14 protein-coding genes are annotated in these 14,627 nt (G+C 59.8%); 6 read left to right on the top strand and 8 right to left on the bottom strand.

The annotated features are described in order from the left end of the window. Positions 1–77 precede the first annotated feature (77 nt). A complete protein-coding gene (locus tag BLL36_RS15990; RefSeq protein WP_076952359.1) occupies positions 78–632 on the bottom strand; it encodes a UPF0149 family protein in 555 nt (184 codons plus the stop codon). Between the two features lie 185 nt (positions 633–817). Here BLL36_RS15990 and BLL36_RS15985 point away from each other — a divergent pair, with 185 nt between their 5' ends. Both BLL36_RS15985 and nudC read left to right on the top strand, forming a co-directional pair. Then, the gene (locus tag BLL36_RS15985; RefSeq protein ID WP_076952358.1) at positions 818–1,630 is read left to right on the top strand and encodes a crotonase/enoyl-CoA hydratase family protein; all 813 of its coding nucleotides are present in this window, start codon (positions 818–820) and stop codon (positions 1,628–1,630) included. 5 nt (positions 1,631–1,635) lie between these two features. Next, complete coding sequence (gene nudC / locus BLL36_RS15980; protein WP_076952357.1) at positions 1,636–2,469, top strand: NAD(+) diphosphatase; 834 nt, start codon at positions 1,636–1,638, stop codon at positions 2,467–2,469. Here the strand turns inward: nudC and BLL36_RS15975 are convergent. The 5 genes from BLL36_RS15975 to BLL36_RS15955 all read right to left on the bottom strand — a co-directional run bounded on the left by BLL36_RS15975 (position 2,437) and on the right by BLL36_RS15955 (position 7,063). Next, the gene (locus tag BLL36_RS15975; protein ID WP_076952356.1) at positions 2,437–3,216 is read right to left on the bottom strand and encodes a TSUP family transporter; all 780 of its coding nucleotides are present in this window, start codon (positions 3,214–3,216) and stop codon (positions 2,437–2,439) included. The genes nudC and BLL36_RS15975 overlap by 33 nt on opposite strands. A gap of 127 nt (positions 3,217–3,343) precedes the next feature. Beyond that, positions 3,344–4,060 (bottom strand): phosphatidylcholine synthase, encoded by a 717-nt coding sequence (pcsA, locus tag BLL36_RS15970; protein ID WP_076952355.1) that lies wholly within the window; start codon positions 4,058–4,060, stop codon positions 3,344–3,346. Between the two features lie 149 nt (positions 4,061–4,209). Beyond that, on the bottom strand, positions 4,210–5,124 hold the full coding sequence (locus BLL36_RS15965; protein WP_076952354.1) for a class I SAM-dependent methyltransferase: 915 nt from the start codon (positions 5,122–5,124) through the stop codon (positions 4,210–4,212). Between the two features lie 50 nt (positions 5,125–5,174). Beyond that, positions 5,175–5,663, bottom strand: a complete 489-nt coding sequence (locus BLL36_RS15960) for a DUF1289 domain-containing protein (RefSeq protein ID WP_076952353.1) — start codon at positions 5,661–5,663, stop codon at positions 5,175–5,177. Between the two features lie 149 nt (positions 5,664–5,812). Next, positions 5,813–7,063 (bottom strand): ribonucleotide-diphosphate reductase subunit beta, encoded by a 1,251-nt coding sequence (locus tag BLL36_RS15955; RefSeq protein WP_076952352.1) that lies wholly within the window; start codon positions 7,061–7,063, stop codon positions 5,813–5,815. Positions 7,064–7,440: 377 nt separating this feature from the next. Between BLL36_RS15955 and BLL36_RS15950 the strand changes: the two genes are divergently transcribed. Beyond that, positions 7,441–8,853: a M10 family metallopeptidase C-terminal domain-containing protein gene (locus tag BLL36_RS15950; RefSeq protein WP_231998963.1), complete on the top strand. Its 1,413-nt coding sequence runs from the start codon at positions 7,441–7,443 to the stop codon at positions 8,851–8,853. A gap of 1 nt (position 8,854) precedes the next feature. Here BLL36_RS15950 and BLL36_RS15945 read toward each other — a convergent pair whose 3' ends face one another. Further along, positions 8,855–10,276: an aminotransferase-like domain-containing protein gene (locus BLL36_RS15945; protein ID WP_076952350.1), complete on the bottom strand. Its 1,422-nt coding sequence runs from the start codon at positions 10,274–10,276 to the stop codon at positions 8,855–8,857. A 123-nt stretch (positions 10,277–10,399) separates the two neighbouring features. Between BLL36_RS15945 and BLL36_RS15940 the strand changes: the two genes are divergently transcribed. From BLL36_RS15940 to BLL36_RS15930, 3 genes are all read left to right on the top strand, one after another. After that, positions 10,400–11,032 (top strand): LysE family translocator, encoded by a 633-nt coding sequence (locus BLL36_RS15940; protein WP_076952349.1) that lies wholly within the window; start codon positions 10,400–10,402, stop codon positions 11,030–11,032. A gap of 82 nt (positions 11,033–11,114) precedes the next feature. After that, on the top strand, positions 11,115–12,173 hold the full coding sequence (locus BLL36_RS15935; protein ID WP_076952348.1) for a diguanylate cyclase: 1,059 nt from the start codon (positions 11,115–11,117) through the stop codon (positions 12,171–12,173). A gap of 48 nt (positions 12,174–12,221) precedes the next feature. After that, positions 12,222–13,451 carry a M20/M25/M40 family metallo-hydrolase gene (locus tag BLL36_RS15930; RefSeq protein ID WP_076952347.1) on the top strand — a complete coding sequence of 410 codons (1,230 nt, stop codon included), beginning with the start codon at positions 12,222–12,224 and terminating at the stop codon, positions 13,449–13,451. A 188-nt stretch (positions 13,452–13,639) separates the two neighbouring features. Here BLL36_RS15930 and BLL36_RS15925 read toward each other — a convergent pair whose 3' ends face one another. Continuing rightward, positions 13,640–14,056: a hypothetical protein gene (locus BLL36_RS15925; RefSeq protein ID WP_076952346.1), complete on the bottom strand. Its 417-nt coding sequence runs from the start codon at positions 14,054–14,056 to the stop codon at positions 13,640–13,642. Positions 14,057–14,627 lie beyond the last annotated feature (571 nt).

Here is a 14,627-nt window from a genome sequence, read left to right as displayed (position 1 = left end):
GTACAGGGCTCCTGATTCAAGGCAAGGTCTGCGGGCGGACCCGAATAATCGGCCAAAGCGGCAGTGCTTGTCGAGGCTTAGCGCAGGCTCAGCCAGTAATCATGCAGGGCCCGCGCGGCCGGTTCGATCTCGCTGACGCGCTGCTGGTGCGCCGGCACATCCAGGTCGGCCGGCAGTTCGAAGTTGTCCTGCTCGGCGCACCACGAAATTTTCTCCAGCGCCGCGGCCTGGGCGGCCGGCAGTTCTGGCCAGTTGCCAATGGCGGCGCCACGGATGTAGCCAAAGCACCACTCTTCGGCGAGGGTCACGCGTTGGCCCTGGTGCTCGGTTTCATCGAAGCGTGCCTTGAAGCCCTTGGCATCGGTGGCCAGTTGCTCGGCCAGCATGTTGATATGGCGCACGCACAGTTCGAGAAAGCCTTGCGCTTCGTCCATGTTGTCCCACTGCGGGTTCTGACCGCCCCAGATGGCCGGGAACCACTCGGCAACATCGACCTGCACCGGGCTGGACACCAACGCGGTGAAGTAGCCGTCGAGTTCGGCCAGGTTCAGCACCGACTGGTCGTCGCCGTACTTGAGCAGGACGTTTTCGATGCATTCGAATTCGGCGGCGGTGAGGGGGTGGGTGTGCATGAGGATATCCTTTAAACGTCGAACGCCGCTGATGGGGCGGCTCAAAGCGCGAAGGATGGCGCGTGCGCGGGGTTTTATCCAGCGGATTTTCCGCCACCTTGGCCAGTCCCGCTTTTGGCCGATGCGCCCTTGCGCTCCCTTGTTATAGTTCGGCCCTCATCACTCGCCAGTCAGGGATCACTGCCATGTTCGAATACCAAGCTTTCGCCGTCGAACTCAGCGGCAACGTTGCCCATGTGCAGATCAACCGCCCGGAAAAGATCAATGCGATGAACGCGGCGTTCTGGACCGAGATCATCGACATCTTCCAGTGGGTCGAAGACACCGACGCCGTGCGCGCGGTGGTGCTCAGCGGCGCGGGCAAGCATTTCTCCTCAGGGATAGACCTGATGATGCTGGCCTCGGTGGCCAACGAATTGGGCAAGGACGTGGGCCGCAACGCGCGCCTGCTGCGGCGTAAGATTCTTGACCTGCAAGCCTCGTTCAACGCGGTCGACAACTGCCGCAAGCCGGTGCTGGCGGCGATCCACGGCTACTGCATCGGCGGCGCCATCGACCTGATCAGCGCCTGCGACATGCGTTATGCGGCCGAAGATGCACAGTTCTCGATCAAGGAAATCGATATCGGCATGGCCGCCGACGTCGGCACCCTGCAGCGTCTGCCGCGCATCGTCGGTGATGGCATGCTGCGCGAGCTGGCCTACACCGGTCGCCAGTTCGGCGCCGAAGAAGCGCGAAGCATTGGCCTGGTCAATCGCGTTTATCCCGATCACGCCAGCCTGTTGGCCGCCGTGATGGACATCGCCCGGGAAATCGCCGCCAAATCGCCGATTGCGGTGACCGGCACCAAGGCCATGATCAGTTACATGCGTGACCATACAATCACTGACGGCCTGGAATACGTTGCCACCTGGAACTCGGCTATGTTGCAATCCAACGACCTGCGTGTGGCCATCGCGGCCCATATGAGCAAGCAGAAACCCGAATTCGTGGATTGACCGACATGACCCCAGGCTGGATTACTACAACGCTGCTGGACAACGACACCCCCGGCGGCTGGGCCGTTGCGCGCAGCCGCGACGGCTTTTTGCATGACCCCAACGGCCCGCTGTTCCCGCGCGAATGGCTCAAGCGCCAGGACCTGCCGGTGTTCGCCGAACACGGCATCGGCCATCTCGACGGCGAACCGGTGTACCTGCTGGAACTCGACTCGGCGGCGCACGTGCCGGGCTGCAGTTGGCAGGGTTTGCGCGGCTTCATGCTGCAAGGCGATCACACCCTGTACAAGGTGCTGGGTTACGCCGCGCAGATCGGCACCTGGGCGCGGGAGCATCGGTTCTGCGGGAGTTGCGGCCAGGCCATGGTGCAAGTGCCCCGCGAGCGCGCGATGTATTGCCAGGCCTGCGACCTGCGCAGCTACCCACGGATCTCGCCGAGCATGATCGTGCTGGTGACCCGTGGCGACGAGATTCTGCTGGCGCGTTCGCCACGTTTTGTCACGGGTGTGTACAGCACGCTGGCGGGGTTTGCCGAGCCGGGCGAATCGGCCGAGGAGTGCCTGATCCGTGAGGTGCGCGAAGAGGTCCAGGTGGAGGTGAAGAATATCCAGTACATGGGCAGCCAGTGCTGGCCGTTTCCCCATTCGATGATGCTGGGCTTTCACGCCGAATATGCCGGGGGCGATATCGTGCCCCAGGCTGACGAGATCGAAGACGCGCAGTGGTTCAACATCCACGACTTGCCGCCGCTGCCGGCGTCACGTTCGATTGCGCGTTACCTCATCGACCTCTACCTGGCGCGTCGCTTAGGCCACGCTGAACCAGTGCTGCCAGGCTAGGCGCACGGTCAGGCCGAGGACCACGGTGATAAACACCGGGCGAATGAATTTGGCGCCGCCGCTGATGGCGCTGCGTGCGCCAAAGAATGCGCCGCACATTACCGAAATGCCCATCGCCAGGCCGACGATCCAATCCACCGAGCCGTTGAAGATAAACACCGACAGCGCCGCCGCGTTGCTGACGAAGTTCATGCTGCGCGCCACGCCGCTGGCTTTGACCAGGTCGATCGGGTGCAGCAGCATGGTGCTGACCGTCCAGAATGCCCCGGTGCCGGGACCGGCCACGCCATCGTAGAAACCCAGCCCGAACCCCTGGGTGGCTTGCCACTTTTTCTTGATCGGCGCTTCGGCGTCCAGCGGCGCCTTGGGTGTGCCGCCGAACAGCAGATACACACCGCAGGCGAACACGATCACCGGCAGCATCTTGTTGAGGGTTTCGGCGGGCAGGTAATGCGCAACCACGGCGCCGGCCAGCGCCCCTATCAGCGTACCGACAATGGCGTGCACCCACTGGCGCGGGTGGAACAGCTTGCGCCGGTAGAAGGTAAAGCTGGCGGTCGCCGAGCCGAAGGTGGAGCTGAGTTTGTTGGTGCCCAGCACCAGGTGCGGCGGCATGCCGGCGGTGAGCAGGGCGGGGGTGGTGAGCAGGCCGCCGCCGCCGGCGATGGCGTCGATAAAACCGGCGATAAAGGCAACCACCGCCAGGATGGCGAGGGTGGTGAGGTCTACGCTGAGTTCGAAGGGCATGGGCAGGGCTTATTGTTAGCTGGGCACAGCGAAGAGGCTGCACCAAAGGCCTGCATCTTACCTGCCGGATGTATGCAAAACCAAATGTGGGAGCTGGCTCCCACATTTTGCACCGTGCCCGCTTGATTCAACGGTGGGTTTCGAGCCATTCCAGGGCGGTACGCCAGATGCAAATTCCCAGGAAATACGCCGACATCACCGACCACAGCCCAAACGTCCACGGGTTGGTATTGGGGTAATCCATCACCATCAAAAAGCTGCACAGCAACCAGATCGTGGTCACCGCAATATTGATCGGCATGAAGCGCTTCACCCGGAACGGGTGCAGGAACTTCATCGGCGTCACGGTCAGCAACGCCAGGCCGATCACCGTGAGCAACGTGACCCAGGCGTCCGGCTGGATGATATAGACGCACAAGGCCACCACGTTCCATGCGGCAGGGAAGCCGACGAAGTAGTTGTCCTTGCTTTTCATGTTCACGTTGCAGAAGCAGAACAGCGACGACACCAGGATCACCGACACCGTCAACAGGTGGGTGAACTCCGGCAGGTCGATATAGCGGTAGATAAACAGCGCCGGAATAAACACGTAGGTCAGGTAGTCGATCACCAGGTCCAGCACCGAGCCGTCGAAGCTGGGTAATACCGTGCTTACATTGACCCGTCGCGCCAGCGAACCGTCGACGCCATCCACCACCAGCGCCAGGCCGAGCCACAGCAGGCAGGCCTTGGGCGAGTTTTCGAGCAGTGCCAGGGTGGCCAGGAACGCCAATACCACGCCAGTGGCGGTGAAGCCGTGGGCGCCCCAGGCTTTGAGTCTGGCTACATGCAGGGTCGATATCACGGGTGGTTCTCCAAAAGGTCAAACGGGGCAGCCGACGACGTGACGCCGTCGAGTCTGGCCGGGGAATGCAGGTATCGACCGGAAAGAAGGTAAGAAGGTTCACCAGCCCGGCGCATCACTTAGGGTAGCAAGCGTAAGACGTTTCGGCATCAACCTTGGCGGAACACCAGCGCCTTTAAGCCACTTTGTGCATCAATATCAGGAAATTCCGGCGGGTTTTCCAGCCGTTCGACAAAACGCAGTCCGGGTGCCTCCTGGGTTACGCCGTTGATCAGGAAGTCTTCGCCAAACGCAGGGTCATTCATGCAAGCAAGCACCGTACCCCGTGGCGTCAGCAAATCCGGCAGGCGGCGCAATACGCGCTGGTAGTCCTTGGTCAGCAGGAAACTGCCTTTCTGGAACGACGGCGGGTCGATGATGACCAAGTCATAGGGGCCGCCTTGGCTGACTTTGGCCCAGGACTTGAACAGGTCGTGGCCCAGGAAGCTGACCTTGCCCAGGTCATGACCATTCAGGCGATGGTTGTCGCGGCCACGGCTCAGGGCACCGCGGGCCATGTCCAGGTTCACCACGTGGTCGGCACCGGCTTCGATGGCCGCCACGGAAAAACCGCAAGTGTAGGCAAACAGGTTGAGCACGCGCTGGCCCTTGGCCTGTTCGCGCACCCAGTTGCGGCCGTAGCGCATGTCGAGGAACAGACCGCTGTTCTGCTTTTTACCCAGGTCTATCAAGTAACGCAGGCCGCCTTCGGTGATGATCATCTCATTGACAGGCTCGCCCGCCAGCCATTCGAGGGTGCTTTGCGGCAGGTAGCGGTGCTGCAGGGCCACGGTGTAACTACCGAAGTGGGTGTGCAGCAGTTGCTTCAGGGCTTGCAACGGCGCAGCGTCCGGCTCCTTGAACAACGACACCAACAGCACGCCTTGCAACCAGTCCACCGTCACTTGCTCAAGGCCCGGCCAGCAGCGGCCACGGCCGTGGAACAAGCGACGGGTTTCGCTGGGCGGGGTTTGCAGAGCGGTGAGCAAATGGGTGTGCAGCGTGGCGAGTGCGTCAGGGTTCATCGTTGAGCGTCGGTCATTGAACGGCCGACATTTTAACCACAATCACGGCGTTAAAAGGCAGCAATCAGCGGCGCGCCAAACACCTCGCGCATAAACCCCGGTGCGATATACCGCTCGTAATGCGCTTCGGAGAGCAGGAAGAACTCGCGGTCAATCGCATCGCGCAGATCGGCCAGGCTGCGCTCGCGAAACTCCGGCAACAAGGCCAGCCCGTACGCGTCCAGCTTGGAAATGACCCGCGCGCCTCGCGCAATCAGCTGATACGCCCAGCAATACGGCGACTGGTGCGGCATAAAGCGAATCTTGCGATTTTCCAGTTGCTGGCGCAGCAGGTGCGGATCGAACACCTCCAGCTTGCTGGCCATCACCTGCACGAGCAATTGCTCCAGGCGCAGCCACACCGCCTGTTTCTCGTCGGCGTTGTAGCCGTTCCACTGGATCACTTCATGGTGATAACGCTTGCAGCCCCGGCAGACCAGGTCACCGTAGACGGTGGAGCACAGGCCGACGCAGGGGGTTTTGATGGTTTGATTGGGCATAAGGCTTGTACGCAAAGTCTATGAATCACCGCAGACTTCCATGTGGGAGCTGGCTTGCCTGCGATAGTGGTGTATCAGTCACACAGGTTTCGGCTGACCCGCCACTATCGCAGGCAAGCCAGCTCCCACATGTTGGCTCTGCGTCGTTGTCAGTCCCAGCTCAGGGCGCCGCCGGTCTGGTACTCGATTACACGGGTTTCGAAGAAGTTCTTCTCTTTCTTCAAATCCATGATCTCGCTCATCCACGGGAACGGGTTGGTCGTCCCTGGATACTCTTCTTTCAGACCAATCTGCGACAGGCGACGGTTAGCAATAAACTTGAGGTAATCCTCCATCATCGCCGCATTCATCCCCAGCACCCCACGCGGCATGGTATCCCGCGCATATTCAATCTCCAGCTGCGTCCCCTGCAAAATCATCTGGGTCGCTTCTTCCTTCATCTCGGCATCCCACAAATGCGGGTTTTCGATTTTGATCTGGTTGATCACATCGATACCAAAGTTCAGGTGCATCGACTCATCGCGCAGGATGTACTGGAACTGCTCGGCCACGCCGGTCATTTTGTTGCGGCGGCCCATGGACAAAATCTGGGTGAAGCCGCAGTAGAAGAAGATGCCTTCCAGCACGCAGTAGTAGGCGACCAGGTTGCGCAGCAGCTCTTTGTCGGTGTCGACGGTGCCGGTTTCGAACTTCGGATCGGAGATCGAGCGGGTGTACTTCAGGCCCCAGGCGGCTTTTTTAGCGACCGATGGAATCTCGTGGTACATGTTGAAGATCTCGCCTTCATCCATGGCCAACGATTCGATGCAGTACTGGTAGGCGTGGGTGTGGATCGCTTCTTCGAAGGCCTGGCGCAGGATGTACTGGCGGCACTCCGGGTTGGTGATCAGGCGGTAGACGGCCAGCACCAGGTTGTTGGCGACCAGGGAGTCGGCGGTGGAGAAGAAGCCGAGGTTGCGCATGACAATGCGGCGTTCGTCGTCGGTCAGGCCTTCTGGGTCTTTCCACAGGGCGATGTCGGCGGTCATGTTGACCTCTTGCGGCATCCAGTGGTTGGCGCAGCCGTCGAGGTACTTTTGCCAGGCCCAGTCGTACTTGAAGGGCACGAGCTGGTTGAGGTCGGCGCGGCAGTTGATCATGCGCTTTTCGTCGACGGCGACGCGGGCGGAGGCGCCTTCGAGTTCGGCGAGGCCTTCGGCGACGTCGAGTTTGTCGAGGGCGGCCTTGGCGCGGACGATGGCGGCGGAGTCGTTGGCGGTCACGTGACGCGCTTCCAGGGCAGCGGCGGCGCCGGCACCGTCGAGGCGGTCCATGTTGGCTTCGCTGGCGTGGCCGGCGTTGGCGCCCTTGATCACCGCTGCACCGGTGTCTTCGTTGTCGACTTCATCCCAACTCAGCATTGAATTCTCCTTCCGCGTACTCGAAAAATAAGGGGTGTTTGCAGGCTTCAAGGCATTGAAATACTGCGCGTAGTGTGGTCGGTAAATACCGATACTGCACACTATGTAGTGGTCTGTTTTGTTTGTGGGCACACTATATGGTGTGTGACAGGGATGGTCAACGCACAAGCGCAAACATCACGGACTGAGCTTGATCTACCCGCACAATCCGCCTTCCGGGCGGTTGCTCAAGATTCAACCTGGTAATTTCCTACGAGTTTCGAAAGCACTTCTCGGGCCAGCACGGCTGGTTTTGGGCAACGTTGCGCCGATCCGCACAGGTCACACGCCGGTATTGAACGAAGATCAAGCGTCACAACTGGCGAGAGGGGCCTGCCTTGATTACGCGCGCGAGCAATACGTTCCAGAGTATCGAAAAATTCCAGCACCGAGATGACCGTGGTCATGGCATCCAACACAGCGGCATGGGGTCCAAGAGCGCTGAGGAAGCTGCCCGGCAGCTTTTGCGGCAGAGCCCCGGTTGGCCGGACAGGAACGGCGACGGTCGCTATGACGTGATCTACGAATTCCGCACCCCGCCGCAAGACAGGCAGAAGAAACAGTTCAATAAAACCGGGTTCACTCATGTGCTCGAAAACCAACGGCAGCAGACTCGGCTCAGTTTGCAATCCATTGAGGATGTCGCATGCGTCAAGTTTACCGAGGGGCCCAAAACCGAGGACAGCGACGGGCACATTATGATTGGGAATTACGGCCAGAGGTTCGATGACCAAGGTCACGCCATCACCAGCCACTCACATGCGGTATTGCCACAGCCTGGAGAACCGCGCAGTGGCGATGTGTGGTTTGTGGTCAACAAGGGCGACACCAGCGTCGCCGATGCGAACCTTGGCGACGCAGGAAGGCACACAATCACCCATGAACTGGGGCATGCCATGGGCCTTGCCCACCCAGGAGACTACAATGGCACGCTCGATAAATCCAAAATCGCTTATCACGAGGACTCACAGAGCCACACCGGCATGAGCTACCGAGGCGAGCGCACCGATTACATGCATCACGGCGCAGTGCGCGCTGCTGCGCCACAGCTGGACGACATCAGCGCCTACCAGACGCGTTACGGCGCCAATCATGAAACCCGCCAGGACGACACCACCTACGGCTTCAATTCCAACACCAACCGGGACTTCCTCAGCGTAAAGACTGACAAGGATAAGATGCTCGCTGCCATCTGGGACGGCGGGGGCAACGACACATTGGATGTTTCCGGCTACAAGCAGGATCAACAGATCAGCCTGAAGGCCGGGACGTTTTCTGACATCGGCGGCCTCAAGGGCAATGTCTCGATCGCCTACGGTGCAACCATCGAAAATGCCGTTGCAGGCTCCGGCAATGATTTGCTGGTGGGCAACGAAGCGGCCAACACGCTCAAGGGCGGGGAGGGCAATGACCGCTTTTACGGTGCGGGCGGAGCGGACAAACTGTGGGGTGGCAAAGGGGGTGATGTCTTTGTTTACGGGAAAACCAGCGAGTCGACTGGGGCCTCACCCGACGAGATCATGGACTTCGTCAGCGGCAAGGACCGCGTGGATGTGTCCGGGATTGTTACGACACTGGGCAATAAACCGCTGAAGTTCGTCAACGCATTTACCGGGGGCGGCGGTGAAGCGTTGGTCGCCTATGATCCGGCGCTTGACATGAGTAAGTTGCAGATTACCGGCAAGTCGGGCGAGGCAGCCTTCGTTCTTCTGGTTCACGGTAAATTGCAACAACGCGACATTGTCAGTTGATTCAATGGCCTCTGCTACCCAGGCTTGCGGCCCGCAACAATGCCTCGAACAGCTCCCGCACCTGGGGCTCATCACTGTGGGCCACATTGAAACGCATCGAATCGCGGTGCGCCGGGTCATAGCCAAACAGCGCGCCCGGCGCCAGCACCATGCCCTGTTTCAAGGCGGCCTGGGCCAGCACTTCGCCGTTGATCCCTGGCGGCAGGCGCGCCCAGATAAACATCCCGCCTTCATAGCCCATCGGCAGTTCGCAGCCGCAACGCTTGAGCCATTGCTCGACCCGTCCACCGGTCTCCATCAAGCGCTGCACCATGCGTTTGCGGTGCTTGGCGTAGCTGCCTTCGCTGAGCATGCGGTACACCAGTTGCTCGAACAGCTCCGAGGTCACGCCGCCGCTCATCAGCTTCATATTGGTGAGGTTGGCCGCCAGTTGCGGCGCGGCCACCACGAAGCTGACGCGGGCGTTGGCGCTGAGGATCTTGGAGAAGCCCGACAGATAGGTGACCTGGTCCAGGCCGGCGAGGGCGGCCAGGCGCGGCGGCGGGTTGGGGTGCAGGTCGCCGTAGAGGTCATCCTCGACGATATGGCAGTGGTAGCGCTGGGTCAGTTGCAGCAGGCGAAACGCCTGGCCAGGGCTGAAGGAATGACCGGTTGGGTTGTGCAGCACGCTGGTGGTCAGGTACAGGCTGGGGCGATGTTCGGCCAGAAGCTGCTCGAGGGCGTCGAAGTCAAAGCCGTCGGGCCGGCGCTGGACCGTGACTACCTTGACGCCATGCAGCGCCAGGTTGGCGTGGAAGTTGAAATAGCACGGCGTATCCAGCAACACGCTGTCGCCGGGGCGTGCCAGCAGGCGCATCAACATGTCCAGGCCTTGCACGGTATTGGGGGTGGTGATGATCTGATCCACCGACACCGACAAGCCCTCGCCGTGGAGTTTCTGTTGCAAGGCCTGGCGCAACGGCAATAGCCCGGCCGGCGTGCCCAGCCCGGCGATGCGCAACGATGGCGCGCGCACCACGCTGCGCAGGGTCTGGCGGATGGCATCGCTGTCCAGCCATGCCTCGGGCAAGTGCCCGCCACCGGGGCGCAGGTCGCCAAAGGCTGAGGCAAGGGGGCGGCGCAATACACTGAGCAGGTCCTGAGGCAGCAAGTCGGCCCAGTTCGCTGTCGTCGGGCGCAGGCGGTCCATCGACACAAAATAACCACGGCCTTGGCTGGAGGTCAGCAGACTGCGCCCGCGCAGGCGGTCGAGGGCTTCATTGAGGGTGAACTTGCTCACGCCCAAGGTCTCGGTCAGCTCGCGCACCGAGGGTAACTTGCTGCCGGGCGCCCACTCGCCGTTTTCGATGGCCTGGCTGAACGCCTCGACGATCTGCTGCACCTTGGAGGTGCCCTCTGCAAAGGCGATGGCCGATACGAACATGTGGCTTCCTTATCTTTTCCGGTGATTTTACCGGTGAAGTTCGGCCGGATTAGGCCTGACTTCACCTGCCATGTGCAATGGCTCCTGCCTAGACTGCAGGCTTTCTTCCCCAGGTTTCAGGCCATGACCAGCGCATTAACCCTCTCTTCCTTTCTGTATTTCCTGCTGTTTTGCGCGACGATGACCTTCAGCCCCGGACCCATGACTTTGCTGCTGTTGAGCCTGGGCCTGCGTAACGGGCTGCGCAGCTCGATCCCGGCGCAGCTCGGCGCCAGTGTGTCTTACCTGATCTCAATCCTGATTTTTGCGGTGGGCTTCTCGGAGCTGATCAAGGGGCACCCCGTCATCACCCAGGCCATCCAGGGCATCGGCGTGGCGTACATCCTTCACCTTGCCTACAAACAATGGACCAGCAGCGGCGCGGTACTCGACCGGATCGGCGCCGTGGAAGGCGCGCGCAGCCTGTTCGGCAAGGGCTTGCTGACCGGGTTTTCCAACCCCAAGACCCTCATCCTGTTCAGCGCGGTGTTCCCCCAGTTCGCAGGGGCCGGCGGGCACAGTTCGGCCCTGGATATTGCGATTCTCGGGCTGACGTTCCTGTTGCTGCAATTTGCCAGCGGCTGCCTGTATGGCTACTTCGGTCAGCGCATCCGGCATGTGCTGGAAAACCCCAGGCGGCGTGTGCTGTTGCAGCGGATCACGGCGGTGCTGCTGTTGGGCGTGGCATGGATGCTGGCGCGGGGCCTTTTGCGCTGATGATCCGGAGCGCATAAGGGCTGGTGGCGATTTGCCGGTACCCTGATAGACTCCAGGCATTCACTCAGGATTTCATCCCGTCATGTCAGTTGCAGAAGGACACGGACTTACGCTCGCTTCCCGATTGTACAAGTCCCGTACCTTTGGGCTGACGCTCGGTTTTATGTGCGTGGCGCTCGGGATGTATCCTTTGGACCCCGCCGGGTGGGTGTGGGCGTGGATGTTGATCAACGCGTTTGTGTGGCCGCACGTGGCGTTTCAACTGACGTTGCGCAGCACCAAAGCCCTGCGCAGCGAACGGCGCAACCTGCTGTTCGACTCCTTTTGCGGAGGGTTCTGGGTCGGTGCCATGCACTTCAACCCGTTGCCCAGCGTGACCACCTTGTCGATGATGACCATGAACAATGTGGCCATCGGCGGTCCGCGGTTCATGTTTGCGGGATGGGGCGCGCAGGCGCTGGGCATCGGTACTTCATTATTAGTGTTCGCCCCGGCATTCATGGCGATGACCACCCAGGCGCAGCTTTACGCCTGCCTGCCGCTTCTGATGCTGTACCCGTTGGCATTGGGCTGGATTTGCTACCGCCAGGCGCTGAACCTGGCGCGCCACAAGCGCGAGCTGCTGACCCTCAGCCGCACGGACAGCCTGACCGGCCTGCTCAACCACGGCGCCTGGAAGGACCACCTCGAACTCCAATTCCAGCGCTGCCGGCGCGGTTCCACAGGCGCCGCCATAGCGCTGATCGATATCGACCATTTCAAGGTCATTAACGACACTTATGGCCATGTCACCGGTGATATCGTCTTGCGCCGACTCAGCACATTCTTGCGCCAGAACCTGCGCGCCACCGACCTGGCCGGGCGTTACGGTGGTGACGAATTCTGCGTCATCCTGCCGGACATGCCGCTCAACCGCGCCGCGGAATTGATGGACGCCTTGCGCGACCGCTTCAACGCCTTGGCCTACGCCCAGGACCCGACCCTGCGCGCCAGCGTGAGCATTGGCCTGGCCCCGTATCAACCGGCCCATGCAGATTCGACGAGCTGGTTGAATGACGCCGACCAGGCCTTGTATGAAGCCAAGAGCAGTGGGCGCAACCGCGTCAGCGCCGTGCAGGGGAGTTGGTTGCGATCGGTTTAGTGGGGTAGGGTGTTACGGCACCTTCCCACAGAAAACAAGGATCGGTTTATGCTCTTCAACTTCTCCCGCACCCTCCTGGCCGCCACCCTGGCGTTGTCCTTCGCCGCGCCGGCCTACAGCGCCGAACCCCACAAACCGATCCAGGCGCAAGCCGAGCAGTACAAGGCAGAGGCCTTGAAGCTGCTGGAGCGCCTGGTCAACATCGACTCGGGGTCGGGCTATGAACCGGGCCTGACCCAAGTGCGCGACATCGCCGTTGATGAGCTCAAACAGCTGGGCTTCAGCATTGAGCTGGTGCCGGATAAAGCGGCCAATAACAGCCATGTGGTTGCCACCCTCAAGGGCACCGGCAAGGCCAGGATCCTGCTGATGGCTCACATGGACACCGTCTTCAAGGAAGGCTCGGCCGCCGAGCGCCCGTTCCACATCAAGGACGGCCGCGCCTATGGCCCCGGCGTGATGGACGACAAGGGCGGCATCGTCGCCGGCATCTACGCGCTCAAAGTCCTCAAGGACCAGGGTTTCAAGGACTACGCGCAAATCACCTTCCTGCTCGACGCCAGCGAAGAAACCGGCTCCCAGGCCGCCTCCGAACTCATCCGCAACACCGCCAAGGGCCACGACGTCACCCTCAACCTCGAACCCGGCCGCCCGGCTGATGGCCTGGTGGTATGGCGCAAAGGCAGCGCCACCGCCGTGGTCGAAGTCAAAGGCAAAGCCGCTCACGCCGGCGTCGCCCCGGAACTGGGCCGCAACGCCGCCATGGAAGCGGCGCACCAGATCCTGCAACTGGGCAAACTGGGCGATGAAGAGAAGAAAACCACCATCAACTTCACCGTGCTCAAGGCTGGCGACCGCACCAACGTCATCCCCGACCAGGCCACCGCCAAAGCGGACGTGCGCGCGGCGCTGCCGGAAGAGTTTGACCGGATCGAGAAAGATCTGGTGCGGGTGTCGGCGAACAAACTGATCCCGGAGACAGAAGTGAAAACCACGTTGCAGCGCGGGTTGCCACCGATGCCGCAGACGGCGGAGTCGGATAAATTGGTGGCGATTGCCCAAGGGATTTATGCGGAGTTGGGCAAGAAGCTGACGATTGAAGGCAGCGGCGGGGCCGCGGATGCGAGTTTGTCGGCTGGGGTCGGCACGCCGACGCTGGATGGGTTTGGGATTGTGGGGGGCAATATTCACACGGCGGATGAGTATGCCGAGGTGGATAGTGTGGTACCGCGGGTTTATCTGCTTAGCCGGATGATCATGGAACTGAGTAAACGCTGATCTGGCTGAGCTTACCTTCCCTGTGGCGAGCAGGCTTGCCCTGCGTCGGGCTGCGCAGCAGCCCCAAAACAGGCGATACCGATTTAACTGTAAATACGCATTGCCTGGAATGGGGCCGCTTCGCGGCCCAGCGCGAGCAAGCTCGCTCACTACAGGGGGCGGTGTTGGCTTGGAGAGCGGTGTTGGTTTTACCAAGTTGATGGGTCTTCGAGGCTGGCTTTTTCGAGGTCGTCTTTCCAGACTTCGTTGGCGAGTCGGTAGATGTCGGCGAAGAAGCCTCGGGGATCGGCTATTTCGGTTTCGTTCCAAGCCATGGTTATGTATTCGTCATAATCGCTTTCGAATTCTTTGGCGAAGTCGAAATAGGGTTGGTCTAATGCCTCTTTAAGTGCGGACATCAATACAGAGCGGTGTCTATATGACAGGTACATAAGATCCTTAAGAATAAAGGAGGTAATGATTGCTTCCCTATCTTTCTCATTGTTAGGGTCGTACTGCCATAGTGTTTTTCCAACCGTTTCTTCAAGGTCATATATCGATAGCGCTCCTAATATATGAGAGATGTTAGGGGTGTATGGGATGTTCATTAATGGGTGCTTCAGCATTGTTTGCTCGCTTAAGAAACGATAATTAGCCAATTTGGCTTTTCTATCAAGCCAGTCGGCCGAGCACCAAATTTAGCAGTGGTGGTAATGTTGTAATAGTTTTTTAAGCATCTCAAAAGAACTCGCATGATTTAGTTTGATCAATTATAGGTGTGCTGAAATAAGTCGCCATTGTTTTAAAAATCGAATCAAAGCTGTCGTTAATGGCGAGAAAGTGTGTTATTGAGTCGATGAACTACTCTTGCTCAGCTCTCGTGTAATTCTGGAAGTCTGGCTTGGTTAATTTGTCAAAAAGTTCTGTAAGTTCTTTCTCGTTGTTTATATTCTTTGAGGCGATAAATTTTTCTCGCTCTATATCGTCCGTGTTTTCAATGTCGTAAGTGAACAATAGTCCACGGATTATGGACATGCTGGGCTTGTTTTTCATTTCTTCATCACTCCGTGTAAGCTGTTTTTGGGTTGCCTTGGTTATTTAATATCACCCTTGCTTTGGGCTTCTGACTGTATCCCATTCCATTATTTGAGTATCCTTCACCAATAATCTTGCCCATGTCCATAGGTCTCATTGATG

The organism is Pseudomonas cedrina subsp. cedrina (genome assembly GCF_001983175.1).
Lineage (GTDB): Bacteria > Pseudomonadota > Gammaproteobacteria > Pseudomonadales > Pseudomonadaceae > Aquipseudomonas > Aquipseudomonas cedrina.
The sequence above is the reverse complement of the archived record's forward strand: the minus strand, read 5'-3'. Positions and strand labels throughout refer to the sequence as shown.